This window comes from Flavobacterium suncheonense GH29-5 = DSM 17707, assembly GCF_000430025.1.
In the GTDB taxonomy this organism is placed as follows: Bacteria; Bacteroidota; Bacteroidia; order Flavobacteriales; family Flavobacteriaceae; genus Flavobacterium; species Flavobacterium suncheonense.
Window position 1 is genome coordinate 65,751 of the sequence record NZ_AUCZ01000009.1, and the last position, 17,663, is coordinate 83,413.

12 protein-coding genes and 2 tRNA genes are annotated in these 17,663 nt (G+C 44.3%); 5 read left to right on the forward strand and 9 right to left on the reverse strand.

The features are described from left to right. Positions 1-15 precede the first annotated feature (15 nt). Both G498_RS0106655 and pgi read left to right on the forward strand, forming a co-directional pair. The gene (locus G498_RS0106655) at positions 16-1,248 is read left to right on the forward strand and encodes a M23 family metallopeptidase (protein WP_026980466.1); all 1,233 of its coding nucleotides are present in this window, start codon (positions 16-18) and stop codon (positions 1,246-1,248) included. Beyond that, positions 1,248-2,864, forward strand: coding sequence for a glucose-6-phosphate isomerase (gene pgi / locus G498_RS0106660; RefSeq protein WP_026980467.1), 1,617 nt, complete (start codon positions 1,248-1,250; stop codon positions 2,862-2,864). Before G498_RS0106655 ends, pgi begins: the two co-directional genes overlap by 1 nt. A 35-nt stretch (positions 2,865-2,899) precedes the next feature. Here pgi and mfd read toward each other — a convergent pair whose 3' ends face one another. Beyond that, entirely contained in the window at positions 2,900-6,163 is a 3,264-nt protein-coding gene (gene mfd / locus G498_RS0106665; RefSeq protein WP_117616534.1) for a transcription-repair coupling factor, read from the reverse strand. A gap of 96 nt (positions 6,164-6,259) precedes the next feature. Then, complete coding sequence (locus G498_RS14750) at positions 6,260-6,856, reverse strand: hypothetical protein (RefSeq protein WP_131387689.1); 597 nt, start codon at positions 6,854-6,856, stop codon at positions 6,260-6,262. Between the two features lie 166 nt (positions 6,857-7,022). On the opposite strand from G498_RS14750, the gene G498_RS0106675 reads away from it, so the two are divergent. Continuing rightward, complete coding sequence (locus G498_RS0106675; RefSeq protein WP_026980469.1) at positions 7,023-7,967, forward strand: L-threonine 3-dehydrogenase; 945 nt, start codon at positions 7,023-7,025, stop codon at positions 7,965-7,967. A gap of 19 nt (positions 7,968-7,986) precedes the next feature. Here the strand turns inward: G498_RS0106675 and G498_RS0106680 are convergent, their stop codons facing one another. The 7 genes from G498_RS0106680 to G498_RS0106715 all read right to left on the reverse strand — a co-directional run bounded on the left by G498_RS0106680 (position 7,987) and on the right by G498_RS0106715 (position 14,305). Beyond that, positions 7,987-8,490: a nuclear transport factor 2 family protein gene (locus G498_RS0106680; protein ID WP_026980470.1), complete on the reverse strand. Its 504-nt coding sequence runs from the start codon at positions 8,488-8,490 to the stop codon at positions 7,987-7,989. Between the two features lie 13 nt (positions 8,491-8,503). Continuing rightward, positions 8,504-9,790, reverse strand: a complete 1,287-nt coding sequence (locus G498_RS0106685; protein WP_026980471.1) for an NAD-dependent succinate-semialdehyde dehydrogenase — start codon at positions 9,788-9,790, stop codon at positions 8,504-8,506. Positions 9,791-9,848: 58 nt separating this feature from the next. Then, entirely contained in the window at positions 9,849-10,154 is a 306-nt protein-coding gene (gene trxA, locus G498_RS0106690) for a thioredoxin (RefSeq protein ID WP_026980472.1), read from the reverse strand. A 303-nt stretch (positions 10,155-10,457) separates the two neighbouring features. Continuing rightward, positions 10,458-10,531 (reverse strand) — tRNA-Asn (locus G498_RS0106700). A gap of 37 nt (positions 10,532-10,568) precedes the next feature. Continuing rightward, positions 10,569-10,642: transfer RNA gene (locus G498_RS0106705), tRNA-Asn, on the reverse strand. A gap of 71 nt (positions 10,643-10,713) precedes the next feature. Next, entirely contained in the window at positions 10,714-12,303 is a 1,590-nt protein-coding gene (locus G498_RS15380) for a site-2 protease family protein (protein WP_051269773.1), read from the reverse strand. Positions 12,304-12,379: 76 nt separating this feature from the next. Further along, the gene (locus tag G498_RS0106715; protein ID WP_026980474.1) at positions 12,380-14,305 is read right to left on the reverse strand and encodes a M1 family aminopeptidase; all 1,926 of its coding nucleotides are present in this window, start codon (positions 14,303-14,305) and stop codon (positions 12,380-12,382) included. Positions 14,306-14,490: 185 nt separating this feature from the next. Between G498_RS0106715 and serS the strand changes: the two genes are divergently transcribed. Together serS and G498_RS0106725 are read left to right on the forward strand one after the other, a co-directional pair. Next, entirely contained in the window at positions 14,491-15,762 is a 1,272-nt protein-coding gene (gene serS, locus G498_RS0106720; RefSeq protein WP_026980475.1) for a serine--tRNA ligase, read from the forward strand. A gap of 76 nt (positions 15,763-15,838) precedes the next feature. Continuing rightward, positions 15,839-17,617, forward strand: coding sequence for a tetratricopeptide repeat protein (locus tag G498_RS0106725; RefSeq protein ID WP_026980476.1), 1,779 nt, complete (start codon positions 15,839-15,841; stop codon positions 17,615-17,617). Positions 17,618-17,663 lie beyond the last annotated feature (46 nt).

Here is a 17,663-nt window from a genome sequence, read left to right on the forward strand (position 1 = left end):
AGAAAACCGACAAACTTGAAATACACCGCAATCATATTATTATCACTAATACTATTTGCTTGTAACACTAAAGAAGAAAAAGAAAAGGCCAAACCGGAAGTAAAAAAAGAGAAAATCGTTTACGAATTTGGGTTCCGACTCAACGATTTTAAAGTGGTACACGATACCATTGAGTCTGGTGACAGCTTTGGCAAGATTTTAGGCGAGCAGGGTTTTGATGCTGCCAGAATTCACGAAATCAACGAAAAGGTAAAAGATTCGTTCAATGTGCGCGACATCCGCATCGGGAAACCGTTTACCTTACTTCAGGACAAAAAAGCACCTAACAGTTTAAAAGCCTTCGTTTATCAGCCTGATAAAATGAGTTATTACGTGGTGGATTTACGCGATTCGATTCCTGTAGCGTATAAAAAAACACGTCCGGTAGTCATCAAACGCAGGACCATTGCGGCGGCCATCGACGGTTCGGTATCCAGCACACTGGCTCGGGAAGGCGTATCGGCAGCTTTGGCGCCCGAACTTTCAAAAGTGTATGCCTGGTCCATCGACTTCTTTAAAATTAACAAAGGCGATAAGTTTGCGGTAACCGTGAATGAAAAATATCTGGAAGGCGGCGAATACCTTGGCGTGGAAAGCATCGAGGCCTCTTACTTTGAGTACAAAGGGAAGAAAATTTACGCCTTTCCGTTCAAACAGGACGAAAATTCCAAACGCGTGGATTATTACGACGAAGAAGGGAAAGTGCTGAAAAACATGTTCCTGAAAGCCCCTTTAAAATTCATCAACATCACCTCGCGGTATACCAAAAGCCGCTTCCATCCGGTACAAAAAATGTGGAAAGCCCACAACGGAACGGATTATGCCGCCCCCACCGGAACCCCAATCATGACCACGGCTTCGGGAGTGGTGGAACAAACCGGTTACACGGGCGGAAACGGGAATTTTGTAAAAGTACGACACAACGCCACTTATACGACACAATACCTTCACATGTCAAAAATCCTGGTGCGTCGCGGTCAGCACGTGCAGCAGGGACAGATTATCGGAAAGGTAGGAAGTACAGGTTTAGCTACAGGGCCACATGTTTGTTACCGTTTCTGGAAAAACGGAGTGCAGGTCGATCCGCTGCGGCAGAAATTGCCGAATTCGGAACCGATGAACCCGAAGTATAAGCAAAAATATATGGCTTATATTGCACCGTTAAAAAAAGAACTGGACAGTGTTTCATTAGCTAAATTTGGAGAATAATGGCGTTAGCAAACGTAAACCCAGCCCAAACCGGAAGTTGGGCAAAATTACAGAAACATTTCTCGGAACTGCAGCATATTGCCATGCAGGAACTTTTTGCGGTCGATCCGGCGCGTGCGGAACGTTTTCACCTGCAATGGGGCGATTTTCTGCTGGATTATTCCAAAAACCGCATTACGGATACAACCCTTCAGCTGCTTTTACAACTTGCTGACGAGGTAAAGTTAAAGGAAGCCATTCAAAAGTATTTTTCGGGAGATGCTATTAATGTCACCGAAAACCGAGCTGTTTTGCATACTGCGTTGCGTTCATCTGCTTTCGAAATATTCGTTGACGGTAAAAATGTAATTCCTGAGATTCAAGCGGTACACGACCGTATGGAAGTTTTTACAAACGAAATTATTTCAGGAATCCGCAAAGGCTATACCGGGAAAGCCTTCACTGATATCGTAAACATCGGCATCGGCGGTTCGGATTTAGGACCGGATATGGCTGTGGAAGCGCTTCAGTTTTACAAAAATCACTTAAACATCCATTTTGTTTCCAATATCGACGGTGATCATGTGGCCGAAGTCCTCAAGAAACTGAATCCCGAAACGACGCTTTTCATCGTAGTGTCCAAAACTTTTACCACTCAGGAAACCATTTCCAATGCGACAACGATTAAAAACTGGTTTTTACAGTCGGGGAAAACCGAAGACGTTTCCAAACACTTTGTGGCCGTTTCCACCAATCTGGAAAAAGTAACCGAATTCGGCATTAGTTTAGAGAACACCTTCCCGATGTGGGACTGGGTAGGCGGCCGTTTTTCCTTGTGGAGCGCGGTGGGTTTGTCGATTGCCTTGTCTGTAGGGTTTGACCATTACAAGCAGTTGCTGGAAGGCGCCCGCAATATGGACGACCACTTCCAAAACACAGCCTTCCATAAAAACATACCTGTCGTTTTAGCGTTACTCAGCATTTGGTACAACAATTTCTTCGGCAGCCAAACGGAAGCGGTGATTCCGTATTCGCAATACCTTAAGAAACTGGCGCCGTATTTGCAGCAGGCCGTGATGGAAAGCAACGGCAAACGTGTCGACCGCGACGGCAATCCGGTGGCGTATCAAACCGGAAATATCATTTGGGGTGAGCCGGGGAGTAATTCGCAGCATGCTTTTTTCCAGTTGCTGCACCAGGGAACGAAGTTGATTCCTTGTGATTTCATCGGTTTTAAGGAATCCTTGCACGGAAATCAGGAGCACCACGATAAATTAATGGCCAACTTTTTTGCCCAGACCGAAGCGCTGTTGTTGGGGAAAGACGAATCGAAAGCGATGGAAGAAAGCGACAACAACGCCTTTTTAACGCCTTTTAAGACCTTTGAAGGCAATAAACCTACAAATACTTTACTGATTCAAAAACTAACGCCAAAAGCCCTAGGTTCGCTGCTGGCGATGTACGAACACAAGATTTTCGTGCAGGGCGTTGTCTGGAACATTTTCAGTTACGACCAGTTTGGCGTGGAATACGGAAAACAGTTGGCAACCACGATTTTAGAGGAAATCCATTCGGGAGTAACAAAACCGCATGACAGTTCGACCCGTTTTCTTTTACAGCATTACTTAAAAAAATAAAAGCCTCAATCGGAGGCTTCTTCTTTTTTATCATTTTACATCATTTCGATGAGTTCGAGTGCGCGTTTGATTGACTTTACATTTTCAAACGTCAGTAACAAACGCAGTCCGTTTTTGGTTTCCTTCTCTTTCATTTTGCAGAGATTGCCGTTTTGCTGTACAAACTGCAGCACTTTCATGAATTTCGCCGACTGGTAGTATTCCGACTGCTGATCCGATACAAAATACCCGACCATTTTACCCTGTTTCAGCACCAGTTTTTCAATACCGATATGCGTTGCTTTCCATTTGATGCGGATGCTGTTCAGTAACGCCACGGCCTGTTTCGGTAACGTACCAAAGCGGTCGATCAGTTGCTGTTCGTATTGCTGTAAGGCTTCTTCCGTTTTGATCAGACTCAGTTCGTTGTACAGATTCAAACGTTCCGAAATGTTGTTAATGTATTCGTCCGGAAACAGCAATTCAAAATCGGTGTCGAGCTGTAAATCCTTGACGTATTCTTTGGTTTCGATGTCGTTGTCTTCCGGATACAGGTCTTTGAATTCGTTTTCTTTCAGCTCTTCAATCGCCTCGTTCATGATTTTCTGATAGGTTTCAAACCCAATCTCGTTGATGAAACCACTCTGTTCACCACCCAGCAAATCCCCGGCACCGCGAATTTCCAAATCTTTCATGGCGATGTTAAATCCACTGCCCAGTTCGCTGAACTGTTCCAGCGCCTGAATCCGTTTTCGCGCTTCGTCGGTCATGGCCGAATACGGAGGACAGATGAAATAACAGAACGCTTTTTTATTGCTTCGGCCCACACGACCGCGCATCTGGTGCAAATCGGAAAGGCCGAAATTGTTGGCATTGTTGATGAAAATCGTGTTGGCATTCGGAACATCCAAACCGCTTTCGATAATGGTGGTGGCGACCAAAACGTCGAATTCGCCGTCCATAAAGGCCAGCATCAGTTCTTCCAGCTTTTTGCCGTCCATTTGTCCGTGACCCACGCCTACTTTTGCACCCGGCACCAAACGCTGGATCATCCCGGCAATTTCCTTAATGTTTTCAATGCGGTTGTTGATGAAATACACCTGGCCGCCACGTTCAATTTCATACGAAATCGCATCGCGTATCACTTCTTCGTTAAAGCCGACTACTTGGGTTTCAATCGGATAACGGTTCGGCGGCGGCGTGGTAATCACCGATAAATCGCGCGCTGCCATCAGGGAAAACTGTAAGGTTCTCGGAATCGGTGTTGCGGTTAAAGTTAGCGTATCGACGTTATGGGCAATGGTTTTCAGCTTGTCTTTTACGTTTACGCCGAATTTCTGTTCTTCGTCCACGATCAGCAAGCCCAAATCTTTAAATACCACATTTTTATTCACCAACTGGTGCGTTCCGATGATAATGTCGAGTTTTCCATCTTCCAGCTGTTTCAGGATTTCGCCTTTCTGTTTGGCGGTGCGGAAACGGTTCACGTAATTCACATTCACCGGCATGTCCTTCAAACGCTCGCGGAAGGTTTTGTAATGCTGAAACGCTAAAATCGTGGTTGGTACTAACACCGCAACTTGCTTCCCGTTGTCCACGGCTTTGAACGCGGCGCGAATGGCTACTTCCGTTTTTCCGAAACCAACATCGCCACAAACTAGACGATCCATCGGGCGGTCATTTTCCATGTCGGCCTTAACGTCCTGCGTCGCTTTTAGCTGGTCAGGCGTGTCTTCATAAATAAACGATGATTCCAGTTCCGCCTGCAGATAACTGTCCGGATTGCAGGCAAATCCTTTCTCCAGACGGCGTTTGGCATACAACTGAATCAGGTTGAACGCAATGTGTTTTACCCGCGCTTTGGTCTTTTGTTTTAAGGCTTTCCAGGCGTTGGAGCCCAGTTTGTAGATTTTCGGAGGTGCGCCGTCCTTGCCGTTGTATTTTGAGATTTTGTGCAGCGAGTGGATGCTCACATACACGATATCGTTGTCGGCATACACCAATTTGATGGCTTCCTGCGTTTTGCCTTCCACCTGAATTTTCTGCAAGCCGCCGAATTTCCCGATGCCGTGGTCGATGTGCGTCACATAATCGCCTACCGAAAGCGTGTTGAGTTCCTTCAGCGTAATGGTCTGCTTTTTCGAATAGCCGTTTTTCAGACTGAATTTATGATAGCGCTCAAAAATCTGATGGTCGGTATAACAGGCAATCTGAATTTCTTCGTCGATAAAACCCTGAAACAAAGGAAAAACCACCGTGTGATATTGTTTGCGGATGTTTTCGTGATTCGCTTCATCCAGACTTTCAAAAATATCGTGAAAACGCTTGGCCTGTCCGTCGTTGGAACAGAACAAATAGTTTTTGATGCCGTTAAAATGGTTGTCGTTCAGGTTGTTGAGCAACAAATCGAACTGTTTGTTGAACGAGGGTTGCGGCTGGATGTGAAACTCAAACGTTTTTTCCGTTTTGAAAATCGGTTTGGAGGCTAGTTCGACCAAGGTGAAATCCAGCGCTTTTTTTACAAAGGACTGTTGATTGACAAACATGGTTTCCGGCGTGGCGTGTTGGATGTCTTTCGATAGTTTTTCGAAGGCTTCCGTCGCTTTGCCGAACAATTTGTCCAGTTGGTTCAGTAACAACTCAGTATGCTGAACGAAAAGTACCGTTTGCGGACTGATGTAGTCCAAAAAGCTCTCGCGGTTTTCTTTCAGAAACTTGTTTTCCACATTGGGAATGATGGTAATTTTTTTCTGTTTTTCCACCGAAAGCTGCGTTTCCACATCAAAGGTTCGGATGGAATCCACTTCGTTGCCGAAAAATTCGATTCGGTACGGATTGTCATTGGAAAACGAAAAAACGTCAATGATGCCCCCGCGCACGGAAAACTCGCCCGGTTCGGACACAAAATCCACGCGCTTGAAGTTGTATTCGAACAACACCTCGTTGATAAAATCAATCGAAATGGAATCGCCAACCGCTACTTTCAGCGTGTTTTTATCGAGTTCTTTCCGCGTTACCACTTTTTCAAAAAGCGCATCGGGATACGTAACGATAATGGCCGGTTTTTTGCGGGAATTGAGGCGGTTCAGCACTTCGGCACGCAAGAGTACATTGGCATTGTCCGTTTCTTCAATCTGATAGGGTCTTCGGTACGAACCCGGGTAAAACAAGACATCCTGATCGTTAATCAGGTTTTCTAAATCATTCAGATAATAAGCCGCTTCTTCTTTGTCCTGAAAAATAAGCAGGTACGGCAAATCGGTTTTGCGGAAAAGGGCTTCCATCACAAACGACAAGGACGAACCCAGTAAACCCTTCATCTGGATTTTGGCTTCGCGTTTTTGCAAGTGCTCGGCAAGCTGATTGATTTTTGCCGATGTATGGTAAAGGTTTTGAATTTCGAGCTTCAAAGCAGGTTATTTTTTTACTTCCGTTAGGTTTTCCTGAATTTCACGACGGGCATGACGGGCAGTGTCTAAGGCCTGCAGCATGATCAGTTCGCCTTCTTCTTTCGGGATTTCGCTTTTTACGATGATTTCGTTCAGTTGGTTTTGAATGGAAGCGAGTTCTTCCGACACTTCCGGTATCAGTTTTAAGACTTTATCGGTTTGGATGGGTGCTAAATTCGTATAAGTTTCCAACGATTTTAGCTTAGTATTTAGCGTTGCAATCCGGCTTCGTACCGCCGGTTTGTTAAATTGGGCCGGAATGTCGAATTCTAACAACTGTCCTTTAAGGGTCAGGGTTTTCGATTTGGTGCGAAAAGCGTTTAAAGAGCCTTTTGGGGGCTGGTGCAGCTCCTGTGTGAAATCGTGCCATTGTTTCCAGTTCTGAATGGCTTGTGCTACTTTCGGATTGGCCGGCGGTACGGCAAAATGCCAGTTTTTAGACAAGATATCCAGGGCAGCTTTGTTCAGTTTCTCGGCTTTGGCACTGTCGGCAACGCGTTCTTCCTTGTTGGAGCAGGAAGCGAAGGCCATAAAAAGTAAGATGACTATAAATTTAAATCTCATGTTCTCAAGTTATGGATGCAAAGGTACAAATGTTCTGGAAATCTGCTTTTTTCGATGGGATTATCTTAACTAAAGTTTGATTTTTTGTGAATCCGAAATTTGAGCCCGGAATACCTGTCGAAGTTTTAGGCAAAACAGTATCTTTGTGGGGAACAAACGAACACAAATGAGCACAAAAGTTTTAATCATTGGTGCCTGCGGACAGATTGGCACCGAACTGACGGCGAAGTTAAGAGCAACTTACGGTAGAGAAAACGTAATTGCTTCCGATATTCGAAAAATGGACAGCACCGTAGTTACCGAAGGGATTTTTGAAGTAGTCAACGCCCTTGATTATAACCAGATTGAGAATTTAATCGAAAAATACGAAATTACTGATGTGTACCTGATGGCAGCCCTGCTATCGGCCACTGCGGAAAAAAACCCAGCCTTTGCGTGGGATTTGAACATGAACTCGTTGTTTCACGTGCTGAATCTGGCCAAAGCGGGTAAAATAAAAAAAATCTTCTGGCCGTCGAGTATTGCGGTTTTCGGACCGACCACACCAAGAGACAACACGCCGCAGTATACGATTATGGAGCCTTCTACCGTGTACGGCATTTCGAAACAGTCCGGGGAAAGATGGTGTGAATACTACAACAAGCAATATGGTGTAGATGTGCGCAGCATCCGTTATCCGGGACTGATTTCCTGGACAACGCCACCGGGAGGCGGAACGACGGATTATGCAGTAGACATTTATTACAAAGCTTTATCCGATAAAAAATACACCTGTTTCCTTTCCGAAAACACCGCTTTACCGATGATGTACATGGATGATGCGATTAAAGCGACCATCAGCATCATGCAGGCACCGGCGGAAAATATTAAAGTGCGTTCGTCGTACAATTTGTCGGCGATTAGTTTTACCCCGAAGGAGATTGCCGAATCCATCAAAAAACACATCCCGGAATTTGCCATCGATTATGCTCCGGATTTCCGTCAGGCGATTGCGGATTCCTGGCCGGCGAGCATAGATGATTCCGTGGCCCGAAAAGACTGGGGTTGGCAACACGACTTCGATATGGAACGCATGACATCCGTAATGCTGGAAAACCTCGCTAAGAAATAAGAAAAGCCTCTTCGGAGGCTTATTTTTTTAGCTTTTGGATTAGGGAATCTTCAATCGGTGCTTTAATCTTTACCACTTCATTTATAGTGTCGTTGGGAACCGTCACCGATAAAACATAGTGTTTGATTTTCCACACACCGTTTTCTTTCGCCAGTACGCCGGAACCCTGGCAGATTTTCATCCAGGTGTCCAGCAATTCATTAAACCACGCGGTTTTGCCGTCTTTGCTGAAAAAAATATTGCGCTGCAACGGCTTAAAATCCCAAGCCTTGCCTTTGTCAAAATAGGGTTTGGCAAAATCCTGAAATTGTTTTTTGCTCCAGTTTTCCGTGGCATCGGTACCGATAAAAATTGATTCGTCGGACATGGCGTTGAAATAGTTGATAAAATTTCCCTCTGCGGCCGCTTTGTGCCAATTGTCTAAAAGGGTGTTGATGGCTTGTTTGTCGGAGGATTTTGTTTGCCCAGCACCGTTAAGTGGGAGTAATGCGAAAACGGCGAACAGTAAAATGATTTTTTTCATGATATTTACGGATTTATTTGTGGATGACTACGGTTTTGACATTTACGAATTCCTTGAGGCCTTCTTCGGCTAATTCTCTTCCGTAGCCTGACTTTTTGATACCGCCAAACGGCAAACGCGGATCGGATTTGACCATTTCGTTGAGGAACACGGCGCCTTCGTGAAATTCGCCGATACGTTTTTTGAGGTGGTTGATGTCCTGAGTAAAAACGGAAACGCCTAAGCCGAAATCGGATTGGTTGCTCAGGGCAATGGCTTCGCTAAGGGTGTTGAAAGATAGCAGCGCGGCTACCGGGCCAAAAGTTTCTTCTCTGAAAACCGGCATTTCGGGGGTTACGCCGGTCAGTATCGTAGGTTCGTAAAAGGTATCTTTCCGGATGCCGCCGCAAACCACTGTAGCGCCCATGGCAACGGATTGCTTGACTTGTTTTTCCAGTTCTTCCGCTAAATCAATCCGGGCTAACGGGCCAATTTGCGTGGCGGTATTCATCGGATCACCACAAACGAGTTTGCTTAGGGCAGTTTTGTATTTTTCAACAAAGGGTTCGAAAACCGTTTCCTGAATCAGGAAGCGTTTGGCAGCGATGCAGCTTTGTCCGGCGTTTTGCATCCGGGCGTTGACGGCTGTGGCTACGGCTTTGTCCAAATCGGCATCTTTGCAAACGATAAAGGCATTACTGCCGCCGAGTTCCAGGACGGATTTTTTTAAATATTTACCCGCCTGAGCGGCTACGGCACTTCCGGCCGCTTCACTTCCGGTGAGGGAAACGGCTTTGATTTCCGGATGAGCTATTACGTCGGCTATTTTGTCGCTGGAAAGGTGAAGATTCTGATAGACGCCGATGGGAAAATCGCCTTCCAGAAACAATGCCTCAATACTTGCAGCGGATTGCGGTACGTTGCTGGCGTGTTTCACCATCACCACATTTCCGGCCAAAATAGTTGGGATGGCAAAGCGGAATACCTGCCAAAAAGGAAAGTTCCAAGGCATCACGCCTAAGATGACGCCTAACGGTTCGTAGGTGACAAAACTTTCGTACGCTTCGGTTTTTATGGTTTTCGGTTTCAGAAAAGCGTCGGCATTGGCACAATAGTAATCGCATAAGAGTCCGCATTTATCTACTTCTGCCAGCGATTGCGTAATGGGTTTGCCCATCTCCTGTGTGATGAGGGTGGCATAATGCAGCCGGTTGCGACGGAGCACTTCTTTAAGGCGTTGTACGTGCTCAATGCGGGTTGCCAGTGTTGTGGCTTTCCAGTACCCGTAAGCCTCCTGTGCGGTGTTTATTTTGGTTTGCATACGTTTTGCTTCTTACTAAGTAAAGTTACGGTATTTGTCGTAAAACGGCTAAGTTTTTTTATTGGGGCGAAGCGTGCTGGCTGATAATTCGGATGAGATCGGCTTTGGAAAGGAGTCCGGATTGCCGCCAGACCTGTTTTCCGTTTTTGAACAGGACAAGAGTAGGGACGCCACGGACCTGAAACTGTGCCGCAAGGGTTTGGTTTTTATCGACGTCGATTTTAATTATAGCAACGCGGTCGCCCAATTCGTCTTTGACCTGTTTGAGAATCGGCGCCAGAGTTTGACACGGGCCGCACCAGGTGGCAAAAAAATCAACTAAAACCGGTTGTTCTTTATCGATGATTTCGGAAAAGGTACTCATAGGTTACTTTTTTTAGGAACAGAACAGCCTTTCGGACCACAGCCAAAGTGGAATATTGCCTGAAGTAAAAAGAACACAGCAAAGAGCCAAAAGACCCATTGACCGGTTTCGACAGCCTGCCAACCGGAAAAAACGGCTAAAGCCAGCCGGAAAAAGCGCATGAAATGCCAATTGCTGCGAATACGGTTCATAAGTTCTTATTGAAAAAGTAAAGGTACAAAATAAGGAAGCGGGCTGCGGTAACTTTTGTTACAGAAGGATGTAAAATAAAAAAAGCCACTCTTCCGAATGGCTTGTCATTTGCTCCCCCTCTTGGGCTCGAACCAAGGACCCTCTGATTAACAGTCAGATGCTCTAACCAACTGAGCTAAGGAGGAATCACCTAAAAAGGTAAATGTGTTTGCTAAAAAGTTGCTCCCCCTCTTGGGCTCGAACCAAGGACCCTCTGATTAACAGTCAGATGCTCTAACCAACTGAGCTAAGGAGGAAGATTAATATCTTTTTAGCGAGTGCAAATATAATTGAAATTTTATATCTGCCAATACAAAAATGCGTTTTTTTAGAAAAATTTATCGACGATCAGTTCGAAAATATCCTTTCCAAATGTTAAAGCCATTAATGTCAGCAAGATAATCATACCGGCGGTTTGCACGTAACCGGCAGCTTTTTCGCTTAAGGTTTTACCGGTGATCATTTCTACGATGGTAAACAGGGCGTGGCCACCGTCTAAGCCCGGAATGGGCAATAAGTTCATAAAAGCCAATCCGATGGAAAATAAAGCGGTGAAATTCCAGATGAATTCCCAGTCCCAGGTGTCCGGAAGCTGACGCGCGATTCCCACAGGGCTTTTAACTTGAGCATAGGCTCCTGTTTTGGGTTTCAGAATTAATTTTAAGCTGTTAATGTTGTAAATAAATAACGACCAGGTTTGTGATATTGCTGCAGGGATGGCCTCTGTAAACGATAGAACTGTCGTTTTTGTGTATTTTTCATTGGAATTGTCTGAAAAACCGATACCGGCTTTGCCATATTTGTCCAGAACTATATTTAGGTCTTCTTTTTTACCATTTCGCAATACAGTTATGGTAGCCGCCTGGTTTGGTTTGTAGGTTGAAAGGCTTTTCTTGAAATCGATGTTAGAGGTGACCTTTTTTCCGGATACGGCGATTATTTTGTCATCGAATTTGACTCCGCCCTTTTCTGCTCCGGATTTTTTCTGAACATTGCTAACAACAGCTTTCGTAAGATCGTAGTTGAAATTTAAAAGGGTATTCTTTTTGCCGATGCCGGTTTTTGCCGTGCTGTCGATTTTTACTTTTACCTGAATTTCTTTGTTGGCTCTTTTTACGGTAAGATTTACAGAATCATTTTGGTGGTGGTTAAGCAGATCAAATATTTCATCCACATAAATGACTTTTTTGTTGTTTATTGCTGTAATCTGATCAAAACGGGATAACCCAAAATTGTTTTTACCGACAGAGTCAATGAAAAACAGATTGTTGTCCATTCTGGCACCCACGAATCCTCGGCCTTCTTTTTTAATGATAGCACCTTTTTGCTCATCTGTCAAAAGGATGTCTTTTTTTTCACCGTTTCTTTCGATTTCAATTTTATCGCCAAATAAAACAGCCATCGACATGAATTTGAAATCGTCGTGCTGTTTACCGTCAATTTTTAAAATTCGGTCTCCGTTTCGGAATCCTACGCTCTGACCAACTTCCCCAAAAAATAAACCGTTTTTTTGCAGTTCTTCTGTAGAGATTACTTTTTTTCCTACGGTCATAAACATTGTACTGTAAATCAACCACGCCAATAATATGTTTACGATGATTCCGCCCAACATGATAATCAGACGCTGCCAGGCCGGTTTGGAACGGAATTCCCACGGTTGAGGTTCGCCTTTCATCTGTTCGGTATCCATGCTTTCGTCAATCATTCCGGCCAGTTTTACGTAGCCGCCGATAGGCAACCAGCCGATTCCCCATTCCGTTTCGCCGATTTTTTTCTTTACTAAAGAAAAACCGGCATCCATGAACAGATAGAATTTTTCTATCCTAACCTTGAACCATTTGGCTGTAATATAATGACCGAATTCGTGAAGAATTACCAATACCGATAAGATAAAAAGGATTTGTCCTACTTGAATCATTTTAATGTTTAAATTTTGATATAAACGACAAAAGTAAGGTTTTCGCCTTACTTATTGTCAACTTATTTGGGTTTGCTTATTTTTTTATAAAATTTTTATGAATTGTGCCTTCCGAAGTCTGGATTTTTACAAAGTGAACCCCTGAGGCTAATTGACTTACGTCAAAATCGGGAGAGTTTTTGGTCGTGATTAATTGTCCCAACGTGTTGTAAATTTCGGCTTTTTCAAATACTACAGCAGCAGGGAGCTGAATGCTTATATTGTCGTTGGCCGGATTCGGATACAGTTTAACAGAGGAATTCAGGGTGAAGCCTTCCGTGTCAAGTGTGGCAGTACTGTTTCGTGAGATGATGTTTTTATTAGGGTCAAATTGCACTCCGGTAAACGTAAAGGGAACCGGTACGGTAAAATACTGATTGTTTACGGTATTGTCCAAAATCACATCGTGTGTTAGGCCTCCCGGTCCTGTAAAACGAATAGGAACCGGCATTTCAAAGAAAGAAACAGAAGGATGCGATGAGGTTTGTTGTATGTGTACGGTAGCTTGTCCTGCTCCGGAATTATAAGCATGAATGGTATAGGTAGGATAGCCCTGCATGTATACCCAATCGTTGAAGAACTCGTTTAAATCCATTCCGGAAGCAGCCTCAAGATGGGCCTGAAAATCCGGAGTAACGGCATAGCCATAAGCTAAATCCGGATCGTTTAAATAGTTGCGCAGGGCCTGAAAAAAAACCGTGTCGCCTAATTTATACCGGAGCATATGAGTAACCATTGAACCTTTGTCGTAAGAAATTCTCGAGCTAAAGATGGTGTTGATGTTGGTTGCCTGCGCATCCGTCAAATACAGATTACCTCCCGGTTGTGACGTAATGTTATTGATTTTGTTAGCTTTCCAGGTGGTGAAGTTAGCTTCTGAATCAAAGTTCTGGATTACCAGACCTGAACAATATTCGGTGATTCCTTCGTTCAGCCAAATGTCTTTCCAGCTGCCGCAGGTAACTTTGTCGCCAAACCACTGATGGGCCATTTCGTGTGAGACTAAGTCTCTGGAAAAATTCACCATAAAGGAAACAGTGGTGTGCTCCATTCCGCCGGGCCATCCCCATTGTGCATGCCCATACTTTTCATTGCGGAACGGATAAGGGCCGATTATACTTTCAAAGAAATTCAAGATGGCAGGGGTAACCGCCAAGTTCATTTGGGAAGCTGCCGCCGTTTCCGGATAAAGATAATTCACAACAGGAAAAAAAGGACTCTCTACAGTACCTAAACCCGCCTGTTGGTTGTAAATCTGATAATTGGTAACGGCAATGGCAATTAAATACGCCGGGATGGGATAGCCGTGATGAAAATGCGTTGTTTTGTTTCCGCCATTAACAATTGCAGATTGCTGTAATCCGTTGGAAACACTTGTGTATGCTGAAGGTGCTGTGATGTAAACATCTATTCCGTTATCGGCTTTGTCGTTAAGGTCTTGTTTGCAGGGCCACCAGTCTTTTGCACCAAAAGGTTCCGATAAGGTGTACAGGACAGGAGTTCCGTTGTGAGTACCCGTGGTGAAAGATCCGTCTCCGGTGGCAGGTGGTCCAGAGTAGGTAATTTTTACTGCAGCCGAATTACCGGCGGTTAAAGTGGCGGGCAGTATAATGACCAGTTCGTCATTCCCATTCTGATTGAAGGTTAAATTGGCGGCACCTTGGGTAACACTGCTTACGGTAAGTTCGTTGGCTAAATCAAAAGTGATGGTTGTCATGTCTGTCAGGGCCGTAAAATTTGTAGTTACCGTGCCTGAGATAAAGTAGACTGCGGGGTCAACCGTAAATTCTAATTTGTGATAGGTGACATTGTAGTTCTGCGTATTCGGATTAACCTGATAATTAATCACGGAGGCAGCCGCCTTCATTTCCGCTTCCACCATTTGATGGAATTCGTCATCATGATGCTGGGAAAATCCCGCTAAGGAGAAATATAAGGCAAAAAGCAGGGCAAATTTTTTCATAAAAAATTGGAAAATTTACCAAATGTAAAAAAATATTGAACAGTGTGTTAAGGATTTAAGGGTTATTTGCAAATCGGGTATCCATTTTTTAGATTTTGTAAATCGGAGATTGCGTAACTTTCTGCATTAGTCCTAAATTGTATCGAACAATTGCGTAAATTTGCTCACTTTTAAACAAAAACAGTATGTTACAGATTGCTTTTATCAGAGAAAATCAGGAGAAAGTCATCCAGGCTTTGGCGAAACGAAATTTAGACGCCAGAGAAATGGTGGCAACCGTGGTGGCATTAGACGAGAAACGCCGTGCTACGCAAGTGGAATTGGATACTATTTTAGCCGAATCCAACAAATTGTCCAAAGATATTGGTGAACTGATGAAATCGGGCGAGAAAGCAAAAGCTGAAATTTTAAAAGAGAAATCGACTCAATTCCGCGAAAAAGGAAAGGAACTAAACGAAATTTTAAACGAAGTAACCGAAGCCTTAACGCAGGAACTTTACAAATTGCCAAATACACCGGCCGATATCGTTCCGGAAGGCAAAACAGCCGAGGACAATATCAACGTATTCGAAGAAGGAACGATTCCCGTATTGCACGAAGGTGCGTTGCCGCATTGGGAATTAATCAAAAAATACGACATCATCGATTTCGAATTGGGAACGAAAATCACCGCTCCCGGCTTCCCGGTTTACAAAGGCAAAGGAGCCAAACTGCAACGCGCTTTGATTTCGTATTTCTTAGATAAAAATACCGAAGCGGGTTATCAGGAATTTCAGGTGCCGCACCTGGTAAACGAAGCATCGGCCTACGGAACCGGACAGTTGCCGGACAAAGACGGACAGATGTACCACGACGCCAAAGACGATTTGTACTTAATCCCGACCGCGGAAGTGCCGGTAACGAATATTTTCAGAGACGTCATTCTGCAGGAAAGCGAATTGCCGATCATGGCTACCGGATATACGCCGTGTTTCCGTCGTGAAGCGGGTTCCTGGGGAGCGCACGTTCGCGGTTTAAACCGTTTGCACCAGTTTGACAAAGTGGAAATCGTACGCATCGAGCATCCTGAAAAATCATACGAAGCATTAGACGGCATGGTAGAACACGTAAAAGGAATCATGCGCGAATTGGGTCTGCCGTTCCGAATTTTGCGTTTGTGCGGTGGAGATATGGGATTTGCTTCGGCTTTAACCTACGATTTTGAAGTGTTTTCCACTGCTCAGGACCGTTGGCTGGAGATTTCTTCTGTATCGAATTTTGAAACCTTCCAGGCGAATCGTCTGAAATTGCGTTTCAAAGGAAAAGACGGTAAAACACAACTGGCACACACCTTAAACGGAAGTTCTTTAGCGTTACCGCGCGTATTGGCCGGTATTCTGGAGAACTACCAAACACCGGAAGGGATTGTGATTCCGGAAGTGTTGCGCAAATATACCGGCTTCGACATTATTAATTAACAAAATCTTAGTATACCCGACGATGTACTGATTGGCTAAAAAATAGCTACATTAGTACATTGTTTTTTTGAGACGGATGAAATATTGCTTAGGGTTCATAATGTTTTTCTTTTCGCTGACTGTTTTTTCACAAAACGAACAGTTGGCGCAAAATTATTTTGACCGTGGCGAATTTGAGAAAGCACTGGCCGTTTATGAAGATGTTGTGAAAGCACAGCCCTATAATTATCAGGCTTTTCAGAAAACAATAACGTGTTATCAGCAACTGAAACAGTATGAAAAAGCCGAAAAACTCCTCCTTGCCCGAATCGAGAAAATGCGTCAGGACAACCTGTACGTAGAATTGGGATACAATTACCAGTTGCAGAAAAACCAAAGCAAAGCAGACCAGTATTACGACACGGCCTTAGATAAAATCAAAGAAAATCCGAACAACACCTATGGCATTGCTGCTGCGTTCGAACAAAAAGTGTTGGTGGAAAGAGCCATTCAGGCTTATGAGTTGGGTAAAAAAGGCAACCCGAATCTTAACTTTGATTACCAGTTGGCATTGCTGCAGGGACAGTTGGGGAAAACGGATCTGATGATAGAAAAACTGCTCGATTTTGCCTTCAGCAACCCTTCGAACCTGCCTTTGGTGCAAAATCAGCTGACGCGTTTTATGCATGAAGACGCACAGGAAACCTTTAACGGACAGTTGCGGAAATCCCTTTTGTTGCGCACCCAGAAGAATCAGGATATTTTCTGGAACCAATTTCTGAGCTGGTTTTTTGTGCAGCAGAAAGATTACGGCAAAGCATTTTTACAGGAAAAAGCGATTTTCAAGCGCAGTCCGGATAATTTTTACAACATCATCAATCTGGCGAAACTGGCCATCGATGAAAACGAAACCGCTACCGCCACCGAAATTCTGAATTTCATTTTAGCCAATACGCAGGATCTGGAACTGCAGATGGAGGCGCACCATCAGTTGTTGTTGATGGACCTTGATAAAGCTGCCGCCAAAGACTATCCGGCCGTTAAAGAAAAAATAGATTTGCTGCTGAAAAAATATGGCGTTACACCGTATTCACTAAACCTTCAGATTTTATCCGCTCATTTTCATGCGTTTTATCTGAAACAGTACGAGACCGCCAAAGCCATACTGGAACGCGCTCTGGAATTTCCGCTGAGCAAATACCAGAAAGCCCAGGTGAAGGAAGAATTGGCCGATATTTTCCTGCTGAACGAAAAATTCAATCAGGCGATTATCTACTACGGACAGATTGAAGATGATTTGAAAAACGACGAAGCCGGGCACGAAGCGAGTTTCAAAATGGCCAAAGCCAGTTATTACAAAGGCGATTTTCAGTGGGCGCAACAACAGTTTAAAGTGCTGAAATCCTCTTCGTCACAACTTATTGCCAACGATGCGCTAGAGCTTTTTTTGCTGATTAGTGACAACACGGTTGAGGATTCCACGCAGGTAGCCTTGAAAAAATTCGCCAAAGCCGATTTTTTAATTTATCAGAACAAAACCGCCGAAGCGCTGACGCAGTTTCAACTGTTATTGGCACAGCACAAAGGACAAAGCATTGAAGACGAAACACTTTTAAAAGTAGGCGAGCTGTACGAAAAGCAAAACGATTTTCAGAAAGCCCTGAGTTATTATCAGCAGATTCTCGACAACCATAAAGAAAGCATTTACACTGATGAAGCCCTGTTTTACTCGGCGGAAATTTACCGCAAGCAGTTGCAGGACCCCGAAAAGGCCAAAAGCCTGTACGAGAAAGTGATTTTTAACCATCAGGACAGCATTCACTTTGTGGAAGCACGGGTGCAGTTCAGGAAACTGCGGGGCGACACGAATTTGTGATTGGCTTCTTGAAAAGGTAAGCAACAAAAAAAACGTTGTGTCATCT

Coding starts and splice junctions, on each gene's coding strand:
- G498_RS0106680 (WP_026980470.1), bottom strand. CDS start 8,490: ATGAAAAAAATCATTTTACTGTTCGCCGTTTTCGCATTACTCCCACTT.
- serS (WP_026980475.1), top strand. CDS start 14,491: ATGTTACAGATTGCTTTTATCAGAGAAAATCAGGAGAAAGTCATCCAG.
- pgi (WP_026980467.1), top strand. CDS start 1,248: ATGGCGTTAGCAAACGTAAACCCAGCCCAAACCGGAAGTTGGGCAAAA.
- G498_RS0106685 (WP_026980471.1), bottom strand. CDS start 9,790: ATGCAAACCAAAATAAACACCGCACAGGAGGCTTACGGGTACTGGAAA.
- G498_RS0106725 (WP_026980476.1), top strand. CDS start 15,839: ATGAAATATTGCTTAGGGTTCATAATGTTTTTCTTTTCGCTGACTGTT.
- G498_RS0106675 (WP_026980469.1), top strand. CDS start 7,023: ATGAGCACAAAAGTTTTAATCATTGGTGCCTGCGGACAGATTGGCACC.
- G498_RS14750 (WP_131387689.1), bottom strand. CDS start 6,856: ATGAGATTTAAATTTATAGTCATCTTACTTTTTATGGCCTTCGCTTCC.
- trxA (WP_026980472.1), bottom strand. CDS start 10,154: ATGAGTACCTTTTCCGAAATCATCGATAAAGAACAACCGGTTTTAGTT.
- mfd (WP_117616534.1), bottom strand. CDS start 6,163: ATGAAGGGTTTACTGGGTTCGTCCTTGTCGTTTGTGATGGAAGCCCTT.
- G498_RS15380 (WP_051269773.1), bottom strand. CDS start 12,303: ATGATTCAAGTAGGACAAATCCTTTTTATCTTATCGGTATTGGTAATT.
- G498_RS0106715 (WP_026980474.1), bottom strand. CDS start 14,305: ATGAAAAAATTTGCCCTGCTTTTTGCCTTATATTTCTCCTTAGCGGGA.